This window comes from Brucella haematophila (genome assembly GCF_005938105.1).
GTDB classification, from domain to species: Bacteria; Pseudomonadota; Alphaproteobacteria; order Rhizobiales; family Rhizobiaceae; genus Brucella; species Brucella haematophila.
This window is the reverse complement of record NZ_VCPE01000012.1, coordinates 161,950-185,276: the sequence shown is the minus strand read 5'-3', so window position 1 is coordinate 185,276 and position 23,327 is coordinate 161,950. Positions and strand designations below refer to the sequence as shown.

Here is a 23,327-nt window from a genome sequence, read left to right as displayed (position 1 = left end):
TCACCGCAATCGTCAATGGCCATAAGCAGAGCCAAATCGACCAACTATTACCATGGAATTATACCGGCCCGGTGTGAGTGAGACACCGCTTACGGATAACGCTTCATTAAGCTTAATATCCGATAACTGACGAACGAATCCGCCTGATCGTCTCCTTGACGGGAAAAGGCCGGAATCCAAAGACAGAACACAGGATAGCGGGGGCAACTCCCGGGAAAGGAACGGAATGATGGCGAGCCTCGGCGGAGACAAATCTCAAGCCGAAGGGGCTGAAGTCCGTCACGTTCCGGTGTTGATTTCCGAGGTGATTGACGCTCTCAAGCCCCAGCCCGGCGAAGTTATCGTCGACGGCACCTTCGGGGCAGGCGGTTACACCCGTCGCATATTGGATGAAGGGGCCGAAGTGATCGCGATAGACCGCGATCCGACGGCAATCGAAGCCGGGCGCGCCATGGAAAAGCAGTTTCCGGGGCGTCTGCATCTGGTGGAAAGCCGGTTTTCGGCGCTGGATTCAGCGGTCGCGCAAGTGAAGGGAGCAGGCAGCAAAGTGGATGGCGTTGTGCTCGATATCGGTGTTTCGTCGATGCAGATCGATGAAGCCGAGCGCGGCTTCTCCTTCCAGAAGGACGGGCCGCTCGACATGCGCATGTCCAGCAAGGGCCCCAGTGCTGCCGATGTCGTCAATCGTCTGAAAATGGGCGATCTGGCGCGCATCTTCAATTTCCTTGGCGAAGAGCGTCATGCAGGACGCATCGCAGGGATGATCGAGAAGCGTCGCGAGGCGCAGCCTTTCAGCCGCACGCTTGATCTCGCCAATGCGATTGAATCGCTGGTCGGGCGCAATCCCAAGGTGCCTATTCATCCCGCGACGCGCGTGTTTCAGGCGCTGCGCATCTATGTGAATGACGAGCTGGGCGAACTGGCCCGCGCGCTGCTGGCAGCAGAACAGGTTTTGAAGCCCGGCGGACGGCTGGTGGTGGTGACGTTCCATTCGCTCGAAGACCGCATGGTGAAGCGTTATTTCGCGGATCGCGCAGGCGGCAGTGCGGGTTCGCGGCACATGCCCGAAACGCATGTGCGTCTTCCGAGTTTTACGCCCGCCGTCAAAGGTGCTGTCGGGCCGACGCCGGTGGAAGAGGCGAGCAATCCACGTGCGCGCTCGGCGAAGCTGCGCGCCGGACTGCGGACGGTTAATCCGCCGCTTGAAGATGATCTTTCGCTGTTCGGGCTGCCTAAATTGCCCGAAACGCATGAACTGAGCCGGAGTTGAACGAGTGCTGCGTACTTTTGATCTCATCATGATTGCGGCGATGTTGGTGGCAGCAGCTGTCACCTACACCATCAAGTATGACGCCGAAAAACAGGTCGCGGTCATCGCCAAGCTGACGCGCCAGATCAATTCCGAGCGCGATACGATTACGCTGTTGCGGGCAGACTGGGCGCTGATGACACAGCCGGGCCGTCTGCAAAGCCTGACCGGCGTCTATGACAAAGAACTCAACCTGCAGCCGATCGTGGCCGAGCAGCTTATCCTGAGTGCTGCCGATATTCCGGAGCGTCCGCTGGACGACATTCAGAAAATCATCTCCGGCACGGATGAACTGGTCGCAAGCGGCGTCCTCGAACAGGACAAGATCACCACCGGCAGCGTCAAGAAGAAGAGCGGGGCAAAGCACTGATCATGCGGCTGAAACTCGGTCTCTCGAAGAAGAAGAACAAAAATGCGATGGACGGTCTGGAGCCGGTCGGCGATGAAAAGCTGACTGGCAACATGGCTTTTGTCGGGTCGCGTAAAAAGCACGGCAATCGTGCTCGCAACCGTTTGTGGATGGCGATTGCCTGCTTCGTCGGCATTTATGGCGTGATTGGCGGCAAGCTCGTCTATTTCGGCATGATCGGCGGTGAAGATGAAGACGCGACCGGCCCAGCCATACAACAGCTGGCCTCGCGTCCGGATATTCTGGACCGCAACGGCGAAATTCTCGCGACCGACATCAACACCGCTTCGCTTTATGCCGAACCGCGCAAGATCGTCGATCCGGATGAAACCATTGAAATGCTGTCCACGGTGCTGCCCGATCTGGATTGGGAAGCGACCTATAAGCGTCTCAAGAGCGGTGCAGGCTTTGTTTGGGTCAAGCGTGGCCTGACGCCGAAGCAGCAGAGCCAGATCATGGCGCTCGGCGTGCCGGGCATCGGTTTCCGCACCGAAAAGCGCCGCTTCTATCCGGGCGGTCCGACGGCATCGCATATTCTCGGTCTGGTCAATGTCGATAACCAGGGCATTGCCGGTATGGAAAAATATATCGACAGCCAGGGTCTGACCGATCTTCGCCTTGCCGGTCTTGCGACCGGTCAGTCGCTGGAGCCGGTTCGCCTGTCCATCGATATTCGCGTGCAACACATCATGCGCGACGTTCTGGTCAAGGCCATGGAACGCTATCGCGCCATTGCCGCGGGCGCCGTTGTTCTCAACATCAAGACCGGCGAAGTGATCGCCATGGCCTCGGTGCCGGATTTCGATCCGAACAACCCCGTTAATGCCCTCGACAAGGATCGCCTCAACCGTATGTCGGCGGGCACCTACGAAATGGGCTCGACCATCAAGACCTTCACCACGGCGATGGCGCTCGATTCCGGCAAGTTCACCCTGCAGTCGAAGCTCGATGCAACACGTCCGCTGGTGTTCGGTCGCCAGACCATCCGCGACTTCCACGGCAAGGGCCGCTGGCTGACGCTGCCGGAAGTGTTCATCTTCTCGTCGAATATCGGTTCTGGGCGCGAAGCCGATGCCGTTGGTATCGAAGGCCATCGCGCTTTCTTGAAAAAGATGGGTCTTCTCGACCGCATGCAGACGGAACTGCCGGAAGTGGCACGTCCGGTCGAGCCGCGCGTCTGGAAGAAGGTCCATTCGATGACCATCTCGTTTGGTCACGGCATGATGACGACCCCGCTTCAGACGGCGGTGGGCGCGGCAGCACTCATGAATGGTGGCAAGCTGTTCAACCCGACCTTCCTGATGCGGTCTCAGGCTGAGACTGTTGCTCTGGGAGAGAAGCAGGTCGTTCATCCACAAGTTTCTGCTGATATGCGTTATCTCTACCGCCTCAATGCCACCGCTCCTGGCGGTTCGGGCAAGCGCGCAGCCGTTCCGGGCTATCGCGTCGGTGGAAAGACGGGTACGGCTGAAAAGGTGGTTAAGGGTCGCTATTCGAAGGATTCGCGCTTTAACGCCTTCCTTGCTGCATTCCCGATCGAAGATCCGGCCTATGTCGTGCTGACCATCATCGATGAGCCGAAGCCGGAACAGGGCAAATTCGGCGCGACCGCGGGCTTCAATGCTGCGCCGATGGTCTATGAAATCATCAGCCGCTCGGCATCCTTCCTAGGCGTCAAACCTGACTTCGAACTGGATGCGCAACCGGCAACTGTTAGCAATATGAGCGGTGGGCCTGATTTAAAACAGGAATTGCCGCCAGCAATGGTTTCCAACGAATACGACTGATTCGCGCAGCATAGCTTGGGTACGCAACGAAATTTGGATTTGATTGCCATGAAACTGAAGGAAATCGCTCTTTTTACGGAACTGGCCTCCGGCACCGACGGTGAGGTGGAAATCACGGGCGTGACCTCGGATTCCCGCAAGGTCGAACGCGGTTTTCTCTTTGCCGCGCTGAAAGGCGTGAAAGCGGATGGGGCGGCATTTGCTGCCGATGCGATTAAGCGCGGTGCAGCCGCCGTGATTGCGGCCAAGGATGCAGCCATCGACAATGCGAGCGTTCCGGTTCTGCATGTGGACGATCCGCGTCACGCGCTGGCAACGGCAGCGGCACAGTTCTATGGCAAGCAGCCGGAGATCATGGTTGCCGTCACGGGCACCAGCGGCAAAACTTCCGTTGCTTCCTTCACGCGTCAGATCTGGGCTTATGCAGGTTTTCCCGCTGCCAATATCGGCACGACGGGCGTGTTTTCGCCGACCCGCAGCGACTATAATTCGCTGACGACACCCGATCCGGTGGAGCTACAGCGCGTTCTGGCCGAACTGGCCGACGAGGGCGTGACGCACGCTGCGATGGAAGCCTCGTCGCATGGGCTTGATCAGCGTCGTCTCGACGGCGTGAAACTGTCTGCTGGCGCTTTCACCAATCTCGGTCGCGACCACATGGATTATCACGCGACCATCGAAGAATATCTTGGCGCGAAGATGCGCCTGTTCGATACGCTGCTGCCGAAGGGCGCGCCTGCGATCATCTTTTCCGACGATCATTTCTCGCAACAGGCGATCGACGCAGCGACTGCTGCCGGTTGTGACGTGAAGACCGTTGGCCGCAAGGGCAATTTCATCAATCTGAAGCGCGTTGAGCATGAGCGTTTCCGCCAGCATGTCGAAGTGCGCATCGGCGATGAAATCTTCGAAATCGAGCTGCCGCTGGCCGGTGATTTTCAGGTGGCGAACGCACTGGTTGCCGCTGGTCTCGCCATGGTTACGGGCGTACCTGCCGCCGCTGCCATGCGCGCACTGGAACGCCTGAAGGGCGCGCCAGGTCGTCTTGATCTGGTGGGCGCAACGGAAGATGGCGCACCGGCCTATGTCGATTATGCGCATAAGCCGGAAGCACTTGAAAATGTTCTGACTTCGGTTCGCCCATTCACCACCGGTCGCGTGATCGTCGTGTTTGGATGCGGCGGTGATCGTGACAAGGGCAAGCGCCCGATCATGGGCGAAATTGCCTCGCGCCTTGCCGATGTGGTGATCGTCACCGACGACAATCCACGTTCGGAAGTTCCGGCGCAGATTCGCTCGGAAATCATGGCTGCGGCGACTGGCGCGACTGAAATTGGCGACCGCCGCGAAGCGATCTTCACGGCTGTGTCCATGATGATGCCGGGCGACACGCTGGTGGTTGCTGGCAAGGGACATGAGGAAGGCCAGATTGTCGGCAGCATTACCCTGCCGTTCTCCGATCATGCGGAAGTCGCAGCCGCACTGGCCGCTCGTCTTGAGGAGCGTCAGGGATGAAAGACTGGCTGTGGTCATCGGCTGATATGGTTGACGCCATGGGAGGCAGGCCTTTCGGCACGCTTCCAGCAGGTATAACAGGCATTTCCATCGACAGCCGCACGCTGAAACCCGGCGAGGCGTTTTTCGCGATCAAGGGCGACCTGTTCGACGGGCACGACTTTGCTACGGCTGCAATGGCCGCTGGCGCGGGGCTTCTGGTGGTGGCCGAGCATCGCCTGCCTGCATTCGGCAATCTCAAAGTGCCGATGATCGTCGTGGAAGACGTGCTTGAAGCACTGATCAAGCTGGGCATCGCATCGCGTGTGCGCTCAAAGGCGCAGATCATCGCTGTGACGGGTTCTGTCGGCAAGACGACGACCAAGGAAGCGCTGCGTCATGTTCTGTCCGGCGTCGGCAAGGTTCATGCCTCGGTCGCATCCTTCAACAACCATTGGGGCGTGCCGCTGACGCTTGCCCGCATGCCAGCCGATACCGATTACGGCGTGTTCGAAATCGGCATGAACCATCATGACGAAATTCGTCCGCTAGTGAAGATGGTGCGTCCGCATGTGGCTCTGATCACGCTGATTGCGCCTGCGCATCTTGGCCATTTCGCCAATCTGGAGGAAATCGCGGTCGCCAAGGCCGAGATTTTCGAAGGTATTGTTCCCGGCGGTTATGCCCTGTTGAACCGTGACGACAAGCGTTTCAAGCAACTGGAAGAACTGGCCGAGAAAGCTGGCGTCGAACATATTTCGACGTTTGGCGAAAATGCCCGCGCTGAATATCGCCTGCGCGAAGTCAAGCTGCACCCGACATGCTCCTGCATGACGGTGAAGATCGGCAATCACGAAGCCGTCGTGAAGGTCAGCATACCGGGCCGTCACATCGTACAGAACATGCTGGCGGTTCTTGGCGCTTGCGACCTCGTCGGTGCGGATTTGGCCAAGGTGACCATGGCCATGGCGACCCTTTCGGCAGAAGGCGGGCGCGGTGCGCAGCATGTGCTGCAACATCCCGATGGCGGCGCGTTCACGCTGATCGACGAAAGCTACAATGCCAATCCGACCTCCATGCGTGCGGCGCTGGCACTGCTCCAGTCGTCCAAGCCGGAAGGTCCGAAAGGGCGACGCATTGCCGTTCTTGGCGACATGCTGGAACTCGGTCGCCAGTCCGGAAAGCTGCACGCCGACCTCGCACGTCCGATCGTGGATGCCGAAGTGAGTTCACTTTTTATCGGCGGCCCTGAAATGTCAGTGCTAAAAAACGCCTTGCCGGTTGAAATTCACACCGAATACAGGCAGAGCACCGAAGAATTACTGCCGCTGGTGATAAAGGCGGTCCGTCCTGGCGATGTCATTATGGTGAAATCGTCCAAGGGAATCGGCTTCTCCAAAATCGTCAAGGCTTTCACTAACCAGTTTCCGCCGGTCGAGCCGGCGGAATAGGCGATGGTCGAGGGAATTTTCTCCACATGCTGATGCTTCTCACCTTCTTCGCTGAACACATGACACCGCTCAACGTGTTCCGCTACATCACTTTCCGCACCGGCGGCGCAATGATTACGTCGGCGCTGATCGTGTTCCTGTTCGGCCCGACGATCATCAATTCGTTGCGCGTCCGTCAGGGGAAGGGGCAGCCGATCCGCGCGGACGGCCCGCAGACCCATTTCAAGAAAGCCGGTACGCCCACCATGGGCGGTCTGATGATCATGACCGGCATTCTGATTTCGTGCCTGCTCTGGGCCAATCTCGCCAGCGTCTATGTCTGGGTTGTGCTGCTGGTCACAGTGGGTTTCGGCGCCATCGGCTTTTACGACGATTATCTCAAAGTGACGAAGCAGTCCGACAAGGGTTTTTCCGGCAAGGCGCGTCTGGGCATTGAGTTCCTGATCGCAGCGATTGCCGCCTTTGTCATCATGCGCGCAGGGCAGGAGCCTTTCTCCTCCTCGCTGACCTTCCCATTCGCCAAGCAGTTCGTCATCAATCTGAGCTGGTTCTTCATTCCGTTCGCGGCCTTCGTGATGGTCGGCGCGGGCAATGCCGTGAACCTGACAGACGGTCTCGACGGTCTGGCCATCGTGCCGGTCATGGTTGCCGCAGCTTCCTTCGGCTTCATCGCCTATCTTTCCGGTAATGCGATCTTCGCGGATTATCTGCAAATCCATTTCGTGCCGGGCACGGGTGAACTCGCCGTGGTGCTGGGCGCAGTGATTGGCGCAGGCCTTGGCTTCCTGTGGTTCAATGCGCCGCCTGCCGCTATCTTCATGGGCGATACGGGTTCGCTGGCGCTGGGCGGCATGCTCGGCACGGTGGCCGTTGCAACCAAGCATGAAATCGTGCTCGCCATCATCGGCGGTCTGTTCGTGATGGAAGCGCTTTCGGTGATTATTCAGGTTGGCTCGTTCAAGCTGACCGGCAAGCGCGTCTTCCTGATGGCGCCAATCCACCACCATTTTGAAAAGAAGGGCTGGACCGAGAGCCAGGTCGTGATCCGTTTCTGGATCATCGCCATCATTCTCGCGATGATCGGACTTTCCACCCTCAAGCTCAGATAACCACAAGACCAGTATCGACAGGCAAGAAGAATGATCCCGATCACCGCCCTTAAAGACAAGACCGTCGCCCTCTTCGGATTGGGCGGGTCGGGCATTGCCACGGCCAAGGCCATTGTGGCCGGGGGGGCGAAGATCATTGCCTGGGACGATAATCCCGACAGTGTGGCACGCGCACAAGGCGCAGGCATTGCAACGGGCGATCTGAGGCAGGCGGACTGGTCGCAGTTCGCTGCCTTCGTGCTTTCGCCGGGTGTTCCGCTGACCCACCCCAAGCCCCATTGGACAGTCGATCTTGCCCATGCTGCAGGCGTCGAGATTATCGGCGATGTGGAGCTGTTCGTGCGCGAGCGCAATCATATTGCACCTGATTGCCCGTTCATCGCCATTACCGGCACTAACGGCAAATCGACCACCACGGCGCTGATCGCCCATATCATCAAGGCGTCCGGTCGCGACATGCAGCTTGGCGGCAATATCGGTACGGCAATCCTGACGCTGGAGCCGCCAGCGGCAGACCGCTTCTATGTGGTTGAATGCTCGTCCTATCAGATCGATCTGGCGCCTTCGCTGAACCCGACTGCCGGAATCTTGCTGAACCTGACGCCAGATCACCTCGACCGTCACGGCACGATGGAAAACTATGCGGCCATCAAGGCGCGGCTGGTTGCTGCCAGCGGCACGGCGATTATCGGCGTTGACGATCTTTATTGCACGGCGATTGCCGAAAATCTGGCAGTGAACGGCGTTAATGTCGCCCGGATTTCGAAGGAAAAGCACCTCGATAGCGGTTATTTTGCCGATGGTTCGATCCTGATGCATGCTGAAGCAGGCAAGGTTGAAGAATTGGCCTCGCTGGCCGGGATCGGTTCGCTGCGCGGCGCGCATAATGCGCAGAATGCGCTTGCAGCTGTGGCGGCCTGCCTTGCGGTTGGCCTGTCGCTCGATGAAATTCGTGCTGGGCTGAAAAGCTTTCCGGGTCTGGCGCACCGCATGGAGCAGGTGGGGCGTCGCGGCAAAGTGCTGTTCGTCAACGACTCCAAGGCGACCAATGCCGATGCGACCGCCCCGGCGCTCTCCTCCTTTCCGAATAACATCTACTGGATCGCTGGCGGCGTGCCGAAAGCGGGCGGGATTGAGTCTCTCGGCGGGTTCTTCCCACGCATTGCGAAAGCCTATCTGATCGGCGAGGCGGCGGCGCAGTTCGCCGCGACGCTCGGTGACAGCGTGCCATTCGAGATTTCGGATACGCTGGCCGTGGCCGTCGATCATGCCGCGCGCGATGCGGGCAATGATGCAGCCCCGGAACCGGTTGTGCTGCTCTCGCCAGCCTGCGCCAGCTTCGATCAATTTCAGAATTTTGAAAAACGCGGCGATGCCTTCCGCAGCGCCGTATTGGCACTTCCCGGTATTATGCCAATTGGAGGAGAAAGCTGATGGTAAGCCGTGTCGATCGCGGTCCTGTCGCCAACTGGTGGTGGACAATAGACCGCTTCTTTCTCGTAGCCTGTCTGGCCCTGATGGGGCTTGGCATTCTCTTGTCCTTCGCGGCAAGCCCGGCTGTGGCTTCGCGTATCGGTCTCGACAGTTTCCATTTTGTGGAGCGCCAGACCGTCTTCATGATACCGGCCGTCATCGTCATGATCGGTGTGTCGTTCTTTTCGCCTCGGCAGATCAGGCGTTTCGCGCTGATCCTGCTTGCCATTTCCATGGTGCTGATGGTTGCGGCGCTCTTCTTCGGTATTGAAGTGAAGGGCGCGCGCCGCTGGGTCAATCTGGCCGGTATCTCCATCCAGCCGTCCGAGTTCATGAAGCCCGCTTTCGTAGTCGTCTGCGCATGGCTTTTCTCCGAGCGCGAACGCGGCGGTGACATGCCCGGCTATTTCCTTGCCATGATGCTGTTCTGCACTGTTGCCGGTCTTCTGGTGTTGCAGCCCGATCTTGGCCAGACCATGCTGACCACCGGCACATGGGGCGCGATGTTCTTCCTCGCTGGTCTGCCGATGTTCTGGATTCTGGTTCTCGGCGGTCTCGCCGTCTGCGGCGGTTTCAGCGCTTATTTTGTGTTCGACCACGTTGCCGGTCGTATCAACCGCTTTATGACGGGCGAAGGCGATACGTTCCAGGTCGATGCCGGGCGCGAAGCCATTCTGCGTGGCGGCTGGTTCGGGCAGGGACCCGGCGAAGGCACGGTCAAGCGCATCATTCCCGATAGCCACACCGACTTCATCTTCTCGGTGGCTGCGGAAGAATATGGCATCATCCTGTGCATGATCATCATGTTGCTGTTTGCCTTCATCGTGGTGCGCGGGCTTTCCATCGCGCTCAAGGAACGCGATGCGTTCACGCGTCTCGCCGTGTCGGGCATCGTGATCCTGTTCGGTTTCCAGTCGATCATCAACATGGCGGTAAACCTGCACCTGATGCCTGCTAAGGGCATGACGCTGCCGTTTATTTCCTATGGCGGCTCGTCGCTGGTGGCGATTGCCATCACCATGGGCATCCTGCTGGCGCTCACCCGTCGCCGTCCGGAAGCGCGCATGACGCATACGGTTGGGCATATGGGTTCAAGTCGAGGCGAGCGCATTCCTGCGCTGTGAGGGGCTGATGGGTAAAGGTGTTATCGTATTGGCCGCCGGGGGAACGGGCGGCCATCTTTTTCCGGCGGAAGCGCTGGCGCATGAGCTGAAATCACGCGGCTGGGACGTGCATCTGGCGACAGATGCGCGTGCGCAGCGTTTTGCGGGCGCCTTCTCGGAAGACCATGTGCATGTGATCCGTTCCGCGACCATTGCGGGCCGCAATCCCTTTGCGCTTCTCAAGACATTCTGGTCGCTTTGGCAGGGCAATCTCGATTCACGCAAACTGTTCCGCCGCCTGAAACCGCAGCTCGTCGCCGGTTTCGGAGGCTATCCGACCTTGCCGCCGCTTTATGCCGCGAGCAACATGCATATTCCAACGCTGGTGCATGAACAGAACGCCGTCATGGGCCGCGCCAACAAAGGGCTTGCGGGACGCGTCAAGGCCATTGCCGGTGGCTTTCTGCCGGAAACAGGCGGTGCTTTTTCCGAAAAGACCGTGACGACCGGCAATCCGGTGCGCCCGCCTGTACTCGCGGCAGCTGCCACGCCTTACAAGCCCGCAAAGCCTGATGAGCGTTTTCGTCTTTTGGTTTTCGGTGGCAGCCAGGGTGCGCAGTTCTTCTCGAATGCGATACCGGCTGCGGTCGCCCTGTTGCCGGAAAAGGAACGGGCGCGGCTCCTGATCACCCAGCAGGCGCGTAAGGAAGACGAAGCTTCGGTGCGCGAGGCTTACAAGGCGCTTGGCATTCCAGCCGATGTGGCTCCCTTCTTCAACGATATGCCCGCACGCATGGCGGATGCGCATTTCGTAATCTCGCGCTCGGGCGCGTCGACCGTTTCGGAAATCACTGTGATCGGTCGCCCCGCCATTCTGGTGCCGTTCCCCCATGCGCTCGATCACGATCAGGCGGCCAATGCTGCTGCACTCGCCAGCGCTGGCGGCGGCGAGGTCGTGCGACAGGCGGATCTTTCCCCCGAACGCCTTGCGCAAATCCTGCAATCGGCGATGAATGAGCCGGAAAGGCTCGAAAATCAGGCAAAAGCCGCAAAAAGCGTCGGTAAGCCAGATGCTGCGCGGTTGCTTGCCGATCTGGCAGAGGCTATTGCAGCAGGAAAATCTGTCCAGGAATTCAAAAAAGGAACTCGGTCATGAAAATGCCGCTGAACATCGGGCTCGTCCATTTCATTGGAATTGGCGGCATCGGCATGAGTGGTATCGCCGAGGTGCTGCATAATCTCGGATACAAGGTCCAGGGCTCGGATCAGTCGGACAGCGCCAATGTGCAGCGTCTGCGCGAAAAGGGCATTGAGGTCTTCGTCGGCCACAAGGCGGAAAATCTTGGCGACGCGGAAGTCATCGTTGTCTCGACGGCAATCAAGAAGACCAATCCCGAGCTGGCCGCTGCACGCGAAAAGCTGCTGCCCATCGTGCGCCGCGCCGAAATGCTGGCCGAGCTGATGCGTTTCCGTCGTGCGGTCGCCATCGGCGGTACGCATGGCAAGACGACCACCACGTCGATGGTGGCGGCGTTGCTTGATGCAGGGCATCTCGATCCGACCGTTATCAATGGCGGCATCATCAACGCCTATGGCACCAATGCCCGCATGGGTGATGGCGACTGGATGGTGGTGGAAGCCGACGAAAGCGACGGCACCTTCCTCAAGCTGCCTGCCGATATTGCGGTTGTAACCAATATCGATCCGGAACATCTCGACCATTACGGCAATTTCGACAATGTGCGCGCCGCATTTGCGCAGTTCGTGGAGAATGTGCCGTTCTACGGCTTTGGCGTCATGTGCCTCGATCATCCGGAAGTGCAGGCGCTTGTCAGCCGCATCGAAGATCGCCGCATCATCACCTATGGTCAGAACCCGCAGGCGGAAGTGCGCTTTGTCAATCAGCGCATGGAAGGCGCGGCGAACCTGTTCGACGTCGTCATCCGTTCGCGCAAGGGCGAGACGGTCGAAATCAAGGATCTGCGCCTGCCGATGCCCGGCCAGCACAACGTTTCCAACGCCACGGCTGCCATCGCGGTTGCGCATGAACTGGGCATATCCGCCGACGATATCCGTCGCGGCCTCGGTTCATTCGGTGGCGTGAAGCGCCGCTTCACCCATACGGGTTCGTGGAACGGCGTCGAAATTTTTGACGATTACGGTCACCATCCGGTGGAAATCCGCGCCGTGCTAAAAGCCGCGCGCGAAGCCACAAGCCAGGCAGGCGGTCGCGTGATCGCCATTGTGCAGCCGCATCGCTATACGCGCCTGCACAGCCTGTTCGACGAATTTGCTGCCTGCTTCAACGATGCCGACACCGTCATCGTTACGCCGGTCTATACGGCTGGTGAAGACCCTATCGAAGGCGTGAACTCCGAGACGCTCGTCAGCCGCATCAAGACGGCTGGCCATCGTGATGCGCGTTATGCCAGCGGACCGGAAGCCTTGGCACCGCTCGTAGCCTCCATCGCGCAGCCGGGCGACTTTGTGGTCTGCCTCGGTGCGGGCAACATCACGCAATGGGCCTACGCGCTGCCCAAAGAACTCGCCGATCAGGGTAAGAAGTAATGGACTATCACCCGATGGAAAGCGGCGAGACGCTTCTCAAGAAGCTTGATAGCAAGCTGTCGGGCCTGCGCGGGCGCCTGACGCCTGATACGGGCATGGACAAGATCACCTGGTTCCGTGCCGGTGGTCCGGCACAGGTTCTGTTCCAGCCTGCCGATGAGGAAGACCTGTCGAATTTCCTGAAGGCAGTGCCGGAAGAAATACCGATCCTCGTGGTCGGTATCGGTTCCAATCTGCTCGTGCGCGACGGTGGCGTGCCTGGCTTTGTTGTCAGGCTCTCTGCAAAGGGCTTTGGCGAGGTGGAGCGGGTCTCCGAGACGCAGCTCAGGGCAGGCACCGCGACGCCAGACAAGCGCGTGGCTGCGGCGGCGCTTGAGGCGGGGCTTTCCGGCTTCCATTTCTACCATGGCATTCCTGGTGGCATTGGCGGGGCGCTGCGCATGAATGCGGGCGCCAATGGCGTGGAAACACGCGAGCGCGTCGTGGAAGTTCGGGCTCTTGACCGCAAGGGCGAGCTGCATGTGCTTTCCAATGCCGATATGGGCTATGCCTATCGCCATTCTTCGGCATCGCCGGAGCTGATATTCACCTCGGCGCTGTTCGAGGGCGTCCCGGGCGACCGCGAGGATATTCAGCGCGCCATGGACGAGGTGCAGCATCATCGTGAGACGGTGCAGCCTGTGCGCGAAAAGACCGGCGGTTCAACTTTCAAGAATCCCGAAGGCACATCTGCCTGGAAGGAAATCGACAAGGCTGGCTGTCGTGGACTGCGCGTCGGCGGTGCCCAGATGTCGGAGATGCACTGCAATTTTATGATCAATACTGGCACCGCGACCGGGCATGATCTGGAGACTTTGGGCGAGACAGTTCGCGCAAAAGTTTTCGAGAACTCAGGGATTCGCCTCCACTGGGAGATCAAGCGTCTCGGTTTGTTCCGCGACGGCGAGCGCGTAGAAGAGTTTCTCGGCAAAGTTTAATAAAAAAATTGCCCGGATTTTCTGCCTGAAATTCCGGGCTTTTTTGCCTTCGCAAGCGACGCGTAAGGTTCGTCCCTTTTGATAGGGTCTTGTCACGGAATCAATCCTCTGATTCTTTATGGTTAACCACACAGTGATTTGATTCGGCAGGATTTTCCTGCTGTGGGTGTCTGCGGCCTCCAGTGTCGTGGTCTCGAAGTTCGCTAGGGTTCGATATCGTGCGCGAGTGCGAACTTCGAGATCAAAACGACACTGGCTGTTTAAAAAGTAGCCGGTGTTCTTTCGATCCCGAAATTCGTCGGTGATCGATATCGGTTGAAACGAATTTCGGGATCGGAACACCGGTCCGCTGGACTGTTCGGACTCTGTTCTTGATTCACCGCGCAGGGGATTGCGCAGAGGGGATGCTTAACATGACGGGAAAACACGTCGCCGTTTTGATGGGTGGGTTCTCCTCCGAGCGTCCTGTCAGCCTGTCGTCTGGCGCGGCCTGTTCAAAGACCCTCGAAGAGTGCGGTTACCGCGTGACTCGCATCGATGTGGATCGCAATGTTGCCAGTGTTCTTGCCGAGTTGAATCCTGATGTCGCCTTCAATGCGCTGCACGGTCCGTTCGGTGAAGATGGCGCCATTCAGGGCATCCTCGAATATCTCCAGATTCCCTACACGCATTCCGGCGTTCTCGCTTCGGCGCTCGCCATGGACAAGGATCGCGCCAAGAAGGTTGCTGCGGCTGCTGGCGTGGCTGTTGCGCCGTCGCGTCTGATGAACCGTTTCGATATTGGTTCCGAGCATCCGATGGAGCCGCCTTATGTCGTCAAGCCGGTGCGTGAAGGCTCCAGCTTCGGCGTCGTGATCGTCAAGGAAGACCAGACCCATCCGCCGCAAATCATCGGCTCCGCCGACTGGAAATATGGTGACGAAGTTCTGGTGGAAAGCTACATCGCCGGGCGCGAACTGACCTGCGCCGTGATGGGCGATCGCGCCATGGATGTCTGCGAGATCGTTCCGGTTGGTCATCAGTTCTACGATTATGATTCAAAATATGTTGCAGGCGCATCAACTCACGTGTGTCCGGCAAAAATTTTACCAAATATTTACCAAAAAATACAAACAATGGCCCTTACGGCGCATCGGGCAATCGGGTGTCGGGGCGTAAGCCGGTCGGACTTCCGTTTCGATGATCGTTTTTCAGAAGAAGGCGAAGTTATCTGGTTGGAAGTTAACACCCAACCGGGGATGACGCCCACCTCGCTCGTGCCTGATATCGCCAAAGCGGCTGGTATCTCTTTCGGTGAATTGTTGAGTTGGATGGTGGAGGACGCGTCTTGTTTGCGTTGAACGGCAAAAATGATGGATATAGGCGCTCGGGCGCGATGCGAGACGCATCGGCGATGAATGTCGCATTCGTCCTGCCACGCTTTCTGCGCAAGCCGTTTCGCTTCGCCGCCCGTCTGTTTCAGGGCAATGTCAGCATTCCGCGCCATGCCGGCACCATCGGCATGCTGGGCTTCCTCGGCGCCACCGGCCTTTATGGCATGGTCGTCGGCAATCATTCTCAGGAAGTGGTGAAGGCCACGGCCTCGACGCTCGGTTTCGCTATCGAGGATGTCAAGGTTGTCGGCAATCGCGAGACCTCCGATATCGATATTCTGGGCCAGCTTAACCTTGATGGCGAAACGTCGCTGGTGGGCTTGAGCGCAGAAGAAGCGCGCGCCTCCATCGCGCAGTTGCCGTGGGTTGAGAGCGCAGAAGTACGCAAGGTTTATCCGGGCACGGTTCAGGTTGCGCTGCATGAGCGTCAGGCTTTCGCCATCTGGCAGAACGACAACGAATTGTCGCTGATCGATGCCGAAGGCGATACCATCGTTCCTTTCCGTGCCGGTCGCTACAACACGTTGCCACTCGTCGTCGGTGACGGTGCCCAGAAGGTCGTTAAGGGCTTTGTCGACGAGGTCGCAAATTATCCGGCGCTGGCTGGCAAGGTTCGCGCATACATCCGCGTCGCCGACCGTCGTTGGGACCTGCTGCTGGACAATGGCGTGCGCATCATGCTTCCGGCGGAAGATCCGCTTAAAGCGCTCGCGCAGATCCAGAAGCTCGATGAGGAAAAGCATCTTCTGACCCGCGATATCACGGCGGTCGATCTCCGTCTGGATGATCGCATCACCGTTCAGCTGACGGCAAGCGGTATGGAACAGCGCCAGAAGTTCCTGGCGGAGCGTAAGAAAGAATTGGCCCGCACGGGGAAGCGCGTATGAGTATTCTGGGCGGTAAGGGATCATCTCAAGGCGGAACTGCAGGGCGCAAGGTGCGCCTGCTCACGGTTCTGGATGTTGGCTCAAGCAAGGTGTCCTGCGTCATTGCAAGGCTGCGCCCGCATGAAGGCGGCGCGCTCCTGCCAGGTCGCACGCACCGTATGGAAGTGCTGGGCATCGGCCATCAGCGTTCGCGTGGCGTGAAGTCCGGCGTGATCATCGATCTCGATGCTGCCGAACAGTCCATCCGTCTCGCAGTGGATGCCGCAGAACGCATGGCCGGTCTGACCGTCGACAGCCTCATCGTGAATATTTCGGCTGGTCGCCTCAAGAGCGAGACCTTCACCGCGAGCGTCAATCTCGGCGGTCATGAGGTCGAGCAGACCGATATTCGCCGTGTTCTTGCAGCTGGCGCGAAGCAGGCTCTGGCCGCAGAACGTCACCTCGTTCACTCGCTGCCCATCGGCTATACGCTCGATGGCGAGCGTGGCGTGCGCGACCCGCAGGGCATGCTGGGCGATAGTCTTGGCGTCGATATGCACGTGCTGACGGCTGATGCCGCTCCGCTGCGCAATCTCGAGCTTTGCATCAATCGCTGCCATCTGTCGGTCGAAGCCATTGTCGCAACGCCTTATGCAAGCGGCCTGTCGGCTCTGGTCGGCGACGAAGCGGAAATGGGTGCAGCCTGCATCGACATGGGCGGCGGCACGACGACGATTTCCGTCTTCTCCGAAGGCAAATTCATTCACGCCGATGCGGTTGCCATCGGCGGCAATCACGTCACGATGGACGTGGCGCGCGGTTTCTCCACTCGCATGGAAGACGCTGAACGCCTGAAGGTCATGTATGGCTCGGCGCTGCCAAGCGCTGCCGATGACCGCGATCTCATCTCTGTCTCGCCGATTGGCGACGACGAGCGTGATGTTCCCAATCAGTATCCGCGTTCGGTTTTGACGCGGATTATCCGTGCAAGAGTGGAAGAAACGCTGGAACTGGTTCGCGACAGGCTGAACCAGTCAGGCCTCGGACACATTGTCGGCAAGCGTGTGGTTTTGACCGGCGGCGCAAGCCAATTGCCGGGAATGCCGGAGGCAGCCAGACGAATCCTTGCAAGAAATGTACGAATCGGGCGTCCTCTAGGAATAGCGGGATTGCCTGAGGCGGCTAAGGGGGCAGCTTTTGCCGCGACCGTCGGACTTCTGATCTACCCGCAGGTGGCCGGGATAGAAGAACGGTCGGTAAAAGCAGCTTCCTCCGGTCTTATGACCGGTACGGGTGGGCGCATTCAACGTGTCAGCCAATGGCTGAGGGAGAGTTTCTGAGTAACCGATCTTTGAGTGAACAGTCGAATTTTCCGGGACGTGACCATCTGGGTAACAACCAATCAGCACCGCAGCGGCGAAAAGCGGTGACGGGCTTTAAGAGGAACAAGGACCAATGACTATCAATCTGCAAAAGCCGGACATCACCGAGCTGAAGCCCCGCATCACCGTATTCGGTGTCGGCGGTGGCGGCGGCAATGCAGTCAACAACATGATCAATGCCGGTCTGCGCGGCGTGGATTTCGTTGTGGCCAACACTGACGCGCAGGCTTTGACCATGTCGAAGTCCGACCGGATCATCCAGCTCGGCGCTGCCGTGACGGAAGGTCTGGGCGCAGGTTCCCAGCCCGAAGTCGGTCGTGCCGCTGCTGAAGAATGCATCGACGAAATCGTCGATCACCTCAATGGCACGCATATGTGCTTCGTCACCGCAGGTATGGGCGGCGGCACCGGTACCGGTGCAGCTCCGGTCGTAGCCCGCGCAGCACGTGAACGCGGTATCCTGACCGTTGGCGTCGTGACCAAGCCTTTCCATTTCGAAGGCGCGCGTCGCATGAAGACGGCCGACCTCGGCATCGAAGAACTGCAGAAGAACGTCGATACGCTTATCGTCATTCCGAACCAGAACCTCTTCCGCATCGCCAACGACAAGACCACCTTCGCTGACGCTTTCGCGATGGCCGACCAGGTGCTCTATTCGGGTGTTGCCTGCATCACCGACCTGATGGTCAAGGAAGGCCTCATCAACCTCGACTTTGCTGACGTTCGCTCGGTTATGCGCGAAATGGGCAAGGCGATGATGGGCACCGGCGAAGCTTCCGGCGAAGGCCGTGCAATGGCTGCTGCCGAAGCTGCGATTGCCAACCCGCTGCTCGACGAAACCTCGATGCGCGGCGCAAAGGGTCTGCTGATCTCGATCACCGGTGGTCGCGACATGACCCTGTTCGAAGTCGACGAAGCTGCAACGCGTATCCGTGAAGAAGTCGATCCGGAAGCAAACATCATCCTTGGCGCAACCTTCGACGAAGGTCTCGAAGGCGTCATTCGCGTATCCGTGGTTGCTACCGGCATCGACAAGCAGATCGGAGATGCGGCGCCTGCGCCGCTGGAATTTCGCCAGCCAGTAAAGCAGCCGACCTCGCAGGCCAAGCCGATGGCACCGCATGGCGCTCTGCGTCCTCCGGTCGTTGAGCAGCCGCGTCAGGCCGATCCGATTGCTCAGGCAATCCAGTCTGCCGAAGTCGATATGCCGATTGCAGTTGCGCCAGCCGCACCTGCTGCTTCCGCAGAGCCTGATTTCCGTCCGCAGAGCCGCATTTTCCAGGCGCCTGCACCGGAAGCCTTTGAACGCGCACCGGTTGCTCGCGCACCGATGCCGCAGGCTCAGGCCACTCAGCCACAGGCTTACCAGCAGCCGCAGCAGATGCATGCAGAACCGGCCCGCGAACCGCGTCCGGCTCCACGTATGCCAGCTGTTTCGGATTTCCCGCCGGTTGCACAGGCTGAAATCGCAGCCCGTCGCGCTCCGCAGCAGCCACAGCCTGCCCAGGAAGAGCCACGCGGCCCGATGAGCCTTCTCAAGCGTCTGACCCATGGTCTGTCGCGTCGTGAAGAAGAGCAGCCTGCAGCACGTCTGGAGCCAGCTCAGCATCGTGAACCTGGCATGCGTCCGGCTGAACGCCGTCCGATGCAGCAGGACGGCTCGATCTACGCGCCGCGCCGTGGCCAGCTTGACGATCAGGGCCGCCCGCAGCCGCGTGCAGCTTCGGAAGACGACCAGCTCGAAATCCCGGCCTTCCTGCGCCGCCAGTCGAACTGATCGAACGCTGATGTAAAATCCCAAAAAGCCCGCCTGTTTCAGGCGGGCTTTTTGCTTTTGAGGGCAGATACTGGAATAAAACGCGGTTTATGGTAATAGAGCGTAAGAAAGCGTGATTTTGTCGCGACGAACCGGCTCACTATTTTAAGCGTGGTCGGTTGTATCGGGGCTCACACGGGGTTGTGATTCTTTTTGTCTTCCCTGCCGCTAATTTTGCCATATCTAACGGATTAATCGCGTTTGCGAATTAGATTGTGCGATTGCGGGAGCAGGGTACGCCAGCGAGCAAGCGCGGCCTGTTTACGCCTTACGCGTATATTCTGGATTATGAATAGATTGGAACAGCCTTGAGCGCTTATCAGAAGACAATTGGTCGTGCGGTGACCCTCTCCGGTGTAGGCGTACACGGCGGTGCTCCGGCATCGGCCACATTTATTCCTGCTGATGCGGATACAGGCATCGTCTTCCAGCGCTCGGACCTGAAGGGCAGCGCGCGCGAGATCCACGCGCATGTTTCGGAGATCGGCGCGACGGACCTCTGCACGTCGCTTGGGCCGAAAGAAGCGAAGATCGATACGGTTGAGCATCTGATGGCCGCTGTGTCTGCACTCGGCATCGACAATCTGATTGTCGAGGTTGATGGCCCGGAAGTGCCTATTCTCGATGGCACCTCGGCGCGTTTCATCGAAGCGCTCGACGAGGCAGGCATCGTCACGCAGCAGGCCAAGCGTCGTTTTATTCGTATTCTCAAGACGGTTCGTGTGGAAGCTGGCGGCTCCTGGGGTGAATTCCGCCCGTTCTCTGGCACGCGTTTTGAAGTCGAGATCGATTTCGAATGCCCGCTGATCGGACGCCAGAAATTTGCGAATGACATGGACGAAGCGGTTTTCCGCAAGGAAATTTCGACTGCACGCACTTTTGGCTTCATGAAGGACGTGGAGCGTCTTTGGGCCTCCGGCCATGCGCTGGGTTCGTCGCTCGACAATTCTCTGGTCATTGGTGACGACAATTCGGTCATCAATCCGGGCGGTCTGCGCTTCAAGGACGAGTTCGTGCGTCACAAGACGCTGGATGCCGTGGGCGATCTGGCGCTTGCCGGTCTGCCGTTCATCGGCTGCTTCCGCTCCTATCGCAGCGGTCATCGCCTGAATGCTGAGACGGTCAAGGCGCTTCTTGCCGACAAGAGCGCTTTCGATATCGTTGAGGCATCCGGCGTACGCCGCAATGCCAAGAGCTCGGATTTCGTTGCGGTGAAGCCGAATATCGCTGCACCCTGGGCTCTTTAAGCGCTCGCCACTTAGTCCACAATAATTTGGATGATCCCGGAACGCGGCCTTAATTGAGCCGTGTTCGGCGGTTCACCATCATGATGCGAGTCGGTAGTCGTTTGCGATGGGCCGATGAGGGGACCAATCTTCACGGTTCACACGTTGCGAAGGAGCCGTCCGGACAGTGTTTCGGCCAAAATCTGGCGATTGAAGAGCTAGACGATTGCGCCTGCATGTGGTTTATGGACGGCCAAAACAGCCTTGGCACTGTTTAATCTTTGCCGATGTTGAATGATTTGGATGGATGAAGCACGGTTGCAATGCTACAAGCGCGCACGTTGCTTCAAACAGGAATGACGCTGCCAGAAGGCCGGAGACCGCATGACGAGTTTCAAATTCACGGGTGTGACGAAAACCGCGCTGTTAACTGGCGCTATCGCCGTTCTTATCCCGCTCGCCGGTTGTGCCAGCAAGAACGACGATATTGATCTCACCAAGTATGTTGAGACGATCGATCCTGCCGACAAGCTCTACAATGAAGGTCTGGCCAATCTGGACGCCGGTCGTCTCGACGAAGCCTCCAAGAAGTTCGCTGCCATCGACCGTCAGCATCCCTATACGGAATGGGCACGCAAGGCGCTTGTGATGGCTGCCTTCACCAACTACCGCAAGGGTAACTACGAAGAAGCGATCAGCATGGCGAAGCGTTACAACACGCTTTACCCGACATCGCCCGAATCGGCTTACGCCTATTACATCATCGGTCTTTCCTATTTCCGTCAGATTCCGGACGTGACGCGCGATCAGGCTGCCAGCCGCCGTGCGATTGCCGCGATGCAGGAAGTGGTCGATCGCTTCCCGAATTCGGAATATACCGACGATGCGAAAGCGAAGATCCGCTTTGCCCGCGACCAGCTCGCCGGCAAGGAAATGCAGGTCGGCCGCTACTATCTGGAACGCAAGGAATATCTGGCCGCTATCAAGCGCTTCCGCGGTGTAGTCGAGGAATATTCCAACACCCGTCAGGTGGAAGAAGCTCTGGCGCGTCTGGTCGAAGCCTATTATGCGCTTGGCCTGACTGCGGAAGCCCAGATGGCCGCTTCGGTTCTCGGCAAGAACTTCCCGGACAGCCAGTGGTACAAGGACAGCTACAAGCTGCTGCAGAGCGGCGGTCTTCAGCCGCGCGAAAACGGTGGTTCATGGCTGGCCAAGGCTTCGTCGCTCATCACGGGCGGCGGTTCATAACCAGTTTGAGCCCGACATGCTGTCGCACCTCTCGATCCGCGATATTGTCCTGATTGAAAGGCTCGACATCGAGTTCAAGACCGGCTTGTCCGTGCTGACGGGCGAGACCGGCGCCGGTAAATCCATTCTGCTTGATTCGCTGTCGCTGGCGCTGGGTGCGCGTGGCGACGCTTCGCTGGTTCGCCATGGTGCGGATCAGGGGCAGGTGACGGCGGTATTCGATGTGCCGGGTGGTCATCCGGCCCGGCTTTTCCTTCGCGAGAATGGTTTTGATGATGACGGCGACGTCATCCTGCGTCGTCTCCAGATGGGCGATGGGCGCACGCGCGTTTTCATCAACGATCAGGCGGCAAGCGTTGCGCTGTTGCGCGATCTCGGCCGCAGGCTGGTGGAAATTCACGGCCAGCATGACGATCGCGCGCTGATCGATACCGACCTTCACCGCACATTGCTGGATGCTTTCGGTGGTCTCGACGCTGAGACGGTCGTGGTGCGTGAACGGCACAAGGCGTGGCGTGACGCAGAAACCGCATTGTCGCGTCACCGTGCTCGCGTGGAAGCTGCTGAGCGCGAGGGCGATTATCTGCGCTCTTCCGTTGAAGAACTGACCAAACTCGATCCGCAGCCCGGCGAGGAAGACGAACTCGCCGAACGCCGTGCGGTGATGATGAAATCCGAAAAGATCGCCGGTGACGTGAACGAAGCGGGCGAACTTCTGTCGGGCAATGGTTCGCCAGTGCCGACGCTTGCAAGTCTCGTGCGCCGTCTGGAGCGTAAAATCCCGGAAGCGCCGCATCTGCTTGAGCCGGTCTGTAAAGCCATCGATGAAGCATTGAACAGTTTGGCTATTGCGCAGGATGGCATCGACCACGCCATGCGGGAGATCGATTTCGATCCGCGTGTGCTGGAGCAGGTGGAAGAACGCCTGTTCGCGCTGCGCGCGGCTGCGCGCAAATATTCGGTCGCGGTGGAAGGCTTGCCTGCTCTGCGCGACAAGATGGATGCCGACCTTGCAGAGCTGGATGCAGGCGCGGAAAAGCTGGTGCAGCTTGAAGCGCAGGCAACAGAGACAAGGGCGTCCTATGACGCAGCTGCTTCGGAGCTTTCTGCCCGGCGCAAGGATACGGCGGAGCATCTGAAAGCGGCCGTCATGGCGGAACTTCCGGCGCTCAAGCTGGAACGTGCCGAATTCCTGGTCGAGATGATCACCGACCCGGAAGCGCGTGCTGCCGAAGGCATCGACACGGTGGAATACTGGGTCCGCACCAATCCGGGCACGCGAGCCGGTCCGATGATGAAAGTCGCTTCCGGTGGCGAGCTGTCGCGTTTTCTTCTGGCGCTGAAAGTTGCACTGGCGGATCGCGGTTCTGCGCCGACGCTGGTTTTTGACGAAATCGATACGGGTGTGGGCGGTGCTGTGGCGGATGCCATCGGCCAGCGTCTGGCGCGTCTGTCGTCGCGGGTGCAGGTGCTGTCCGTAACGCATGCGCCGCAGGTGGCGGCCCGTGCATCGACGCATTTCCTCATCGCTAAGTCCGCGACCAACGAAGATCGCATGTCGACATCAATCCGGTCTATCGGCGTGGATGAGCGGCAGGAAGAAATTGCCCGTATGCTCGCCGGTGCCAGCATTACCGATGAAGCGCGCGCGGCAGCAGAACGTTTGCTGGCGGAAAACAGCGCTCTGGCCTCCTGACAGCTATCTGACAGTATCCTCTGTTCGTAAAGTCAGGCGG

General features: G+C 58.9%; 18 protein-coding genes. All 18 read left to right on the top strand.

Annotated elements, in window-relative coordinates:
* The first annotated feature begins 226 nt into the window (after window positions 1–226).
* Complete coding sequence (rsmH, locus tag FGI60_RS18095; protein ID WP_171058800.1) at window positions 227–1,270, top strand: 16S rRNA (cytosine(1402)-N(4))-methyltransferase RsmH; 1,044 nt, start codon at window positions 227–229, stop codon at window positions 1,268–1,270.
* Window positions 1,271–1,274: 4 nt separating this feature from the next.
* The gene (gene ftsL / locus FGI60_RS18090) at window positions 1,275–1,679 is read left to right on the top strand and encodes a cell division protein FtsL (RefSeq protein WP_138786384.1); all 405 of its coding nucleotides are present in this window, start codon (window positions 1,275–1,277) and stop codon (window positions 1,677–1,679) included.
* 2 nt (window positions 1,680–1,681) lie between these two features.
* A complete protein-coding gene (locus FGI60_RS18085) occupies window positions 1,682–3,505 on the top strand; it encodes a peptidoglycan D,D-transpeptidase FtsI family protein (protein ID WP_138786383.1) in 1,824 nt (607 codons plus the stop codon).
* Window positions 3,506–3,547: 42 nt separating this feature from the next.
* Window positions 3,548–5,020: a UDP-N-acetylmuramoyl-L-alanyl-D-glutamate--2,6-diaminopimelate ligase gene (locus tag FGI60_RS18080; protein ID WP_138786392.1), complete on the top strand. Its 1,473-nt coding sequence runs from the start codon at window positions 3,548–3,550 to the stop codon at window positions 5,018–5,020.
* Window positions 5,017–6,450 carry a UDP-N-acetylmuramoylalanyl-D-glutamyl-2,6-diaminopimelate--D-alanyl-D-alanine ligase gene (locus FGI60_RS18075; RefSeq protein ID WP_138786382.1) on the top strand — a complete coding sequence of 478 codons (1,434 nt, stop codon included), beginning with the start codon at window positions 5,017–5,019 and terminating at the stop codon, window positions 6,448–6,450. Before FGI60_RS18080 ends, FGI60_RS18075 begins: the two co-directional genes overlap by 4 nt.
* A 26-nt stretch (window positions 6,451–6,476) precedes the next feature.
* Window positions 6,477–7,559: a phospho-N-acetylmuramoyl-pentapeptide-transferase gene (gene mraY, locus FGI60_RS18070; RefSeq protein WP_138786381.1), complete on the top strand. Its 1,083-nt coding sequence runs from the start codon at window positions 6,477–6,479 to the stop codon at window positions 7,557–7,559.
* A 30-nt stretch (window positions 7,560–7,589) separates the two neighbouring features.
* The gene (gene murD, locus FGI60_RS18065; protein ID WP_138786380.1) at window positions 7,590–8,993 is read left to right on the top strand and encodes a UDP-N-acetylmuramoyl-L-alanine--D-glutamate ligase; all 1,404 of its coding nucleotides are present in this window, start codon (window positions 7,590–7,592) and stop codon (window positions 8,991–8,993) included.
* Window positions 8,993–10,156, top strand: coding sequence for a putative lipid II flippase FtsW (ftsW, locus tag FGI60_RS18060; RefSeq protein ID WP_138786379.1), 1,164 nt, complete (start codon window positions 8,993–8,995; stop codon window positions 10,154–10,156). The genes murD and ftsW overlap by 1 nt, the downstream gene beginning before the upstream one ends.
* A gap of 7 nt (window positions 10,157–10,163) precedes the next feature.
* The gene (murG, locus tag FGI60_RS18055; RefSeq protein ID WP_138786378.1) at window positions 10,164–11,291 is read left to right on the top strand and encodes an undecaprenyldiphospho-muramoylpentapeptide beta-N-acetylglucosaminyltransferase; all 1,128 of its coding nucleotides are present in this window, start codon (window positions 10,164–10,166) and stop codon (window positions 11,289–11,291) included.
* Window positions 11,288–12,703 carry a UDP-N-acetylmuramate--L-alanine ligase gene (gene murC / locus FGI60_RS18050; protein ID WP_138786377.1) on the top strand — a complete coding sequence of 472 codons (1,416 nt, stop codon included), beginning with the start codon at window positions 11,288–11,290 and terminating at the stop codon, window positions 12,701–12,703. The genes murG and murC overlap by 4 nt, the downstream gene beginning before the upstream one ends.
* Window positions 12,704–12,717: 14 nt before the next feature.
* Window positions 12,718–13,680 carry a UDP-N-acetylmuramate dehydrogenase gene (gene murB, locus FGI60_RS18045; protein WP_138786391.1) on the top strand — a complete coding sequence of 321 codons (963 nt, stop codon included), beginning with the start codon at window positions 12,718–12,720 and terminating at the stop codon, window positions 13,678–13,680.
* Between the two features lie 413 nt (window positions 13,681–14,093).
* Entirely contained in the window at window positions 14,094–15,020 is a 927-nt protein-coding gene (locus FGI60_RS18040; RefSeq protein WP_138786376.1) for a D-alanine--D-alanine ligase, read from the top strand.
* A complete protein-coding gene (locus tag FGI60_RS18035; RefSeq protein ID WP_138786375.1) occupies window positions 15,008–15,940 on the top strand; it encodes a cell division protein FtsQ/DivIB in 933 nt (310 codons plus the stop codon). The genes FGI60_RS18040 and FGI60_RS18035 overlap by 13 nt, the downstream gene beginning before the upstream one ends.
* The gene (gene ftsA, locus FGI60_RS18030; protein ID WP_109369408.1) at window positions 15,937–17,259 is read left to right on the top strand and encodes a cell division protein FtsA; all 1,323 of its coding nucleotides are present in this window, start codon (window positions 15,937–15,939) and stop codon (window positions 17,257–17,259) included. The genes FGI60_RS18035 and ftsA overlap by 4 nt, the downstream gene beginning before the upstream one ends.
* Window positions 17,260–17,374: 115 nt before the next feature.
* Window positions 17,375–19,078 carry a cell division protein FtsZ gene (gene ftsZ, locus FGI60_RS18025; protein WP_138786374.1) on the top strand — a complete coding sequence of 568 codons (1,704 nt, stop codon included), beginning with the start codon at window positions 17,375–17,377 and terminating at the stop codon, window positions 19,076–19,078.
* Window positions 19,079–19,425: 347 nt separating this feature from the next.
* Window positions 19,426–20,364 carry a UDP-3-O-acyl-N-acetylglucosamine deacetylase gene (gene lpxC / locus FGI60_RS18020; protein ID WP_138786373.1) on the top strand — a complete coding sequence of 313 codons (939 nt, stop codon included), beginning with the start codon at window positions 19,426–19,428 and terminating at the stop codon, window positions 20,362–20,364.
* A gap of 363 nt (window positions 20,365–20,727) precedes the next feature.
* A complete protein-coding gene (locus FGI60_RS18015) occupies window positions 20,728–21,591 on the top strand; it encodes an outer membrane protein assembly factor BamD (protein WP_138786372.1) in 864 nt (287 codons plus the stop codon).
* A gap of 16 nt (window positions 21,592–21,607) precedes the next feature.
* Entirely contained in the window at window positions 21,608–23,287 is a 1,680-nt protein-coding gene (gene recN, locus FGI60_RS18010; protein WP_138786371.1) for a DNA repair protein RecN, read from the top strand.
* Window positions 23,288–23,327: the final 40 nt, after the last annotated feature.

Coding starts and splice junctions, on each gene's coding strand:
- rsmH (WP_171058800.1), top strand. CDS start 227: ATGATGGCGAGCCTCGGCGGAGACAAATCTCAAGCCGAAGGGGCTGAA.
- FGI60_RS18085 (WP_138786383.1), top strand. CDS start 1,682: ATGCGGCTGAAACTCGGTCTCTCGAAGAAGAAGAACAAAAATGCGATG.
- FGI60_RS18075 (WP_138786382.1), top strand. CDS start 5,017: ATGAAAGACTGGCTGTGGTCATCGGCTGATATGGTTGACGCCATGGGA.
- mraY (WP_138786381.1), top strand. CDS start 6,477: ATGCTGATGCTTCTCACCTTCTTCGCTGAACACATGACACCGCTCAAC.
- murD (WP_138786380.1), top strand. CDS start 7,590: ATGATCCCGATCACCGCCCTTAAAGACAAGACCGTCGCCCTCTTCGGA.
- ftsW (WP_138786379.1), top strand. CDS start 8,993: ATGGTAAGCCGTGTCGATCGCGGTCCTGTCGCCAACTGGTGGTGGACA.
- murG (WP_138786378.1), top strand. CDS start 10,164: ATGGGTAAAGGTGTTATCGTATTGGCCGCCGGGGGAACGGGCGGCCAT.
- murC (WP_138786377.1), top strand. CDS start 11,288: ATGAAAATGCCGCTGAACATCGGGCTCGTCCATTTCATTGGAATTGGC.
- murB (WP_138786391.1), top strand. CDS start 12,718: ATGGAAAGCGGCGAGACGCTTCTCAAGAAGCTTGATAGCAAGCTGTCG.
- FGI60_RS18040 (WP_138786376.1), top strand. CDS start 14,094: ATGACGGGAAAACACGTCGCCGTTTTGATGGGTGGGTTCTCCTCCGAG.
- ftsA (WP_109369408.1), top strand. CDS start 15,937: ATGAGTATTCTGGGCGGTAAGGGATCATCTCAAGGCGGAACTGCAGGG.
- ftsZ (WP_138786374.1), top strand. CDS start 17,375: ATGACTATCAATCTGCAAAAGCCGGACATCACCGAGCTGAAGCCCCGC.
- FGI60_RS18015 (WP_138786372.1), top strand. CDS start 20,728: ATGACGAGTTTCAAATTCACGGGTGTGACGAAAACCGCGCTGTTAACT.
- recN (WP_138786371.1), top strand. CDS start 21,608: ATGCTGTCGCACCTCTCGATCCGCGATATTGTCCTGATTGAAAGGCTC.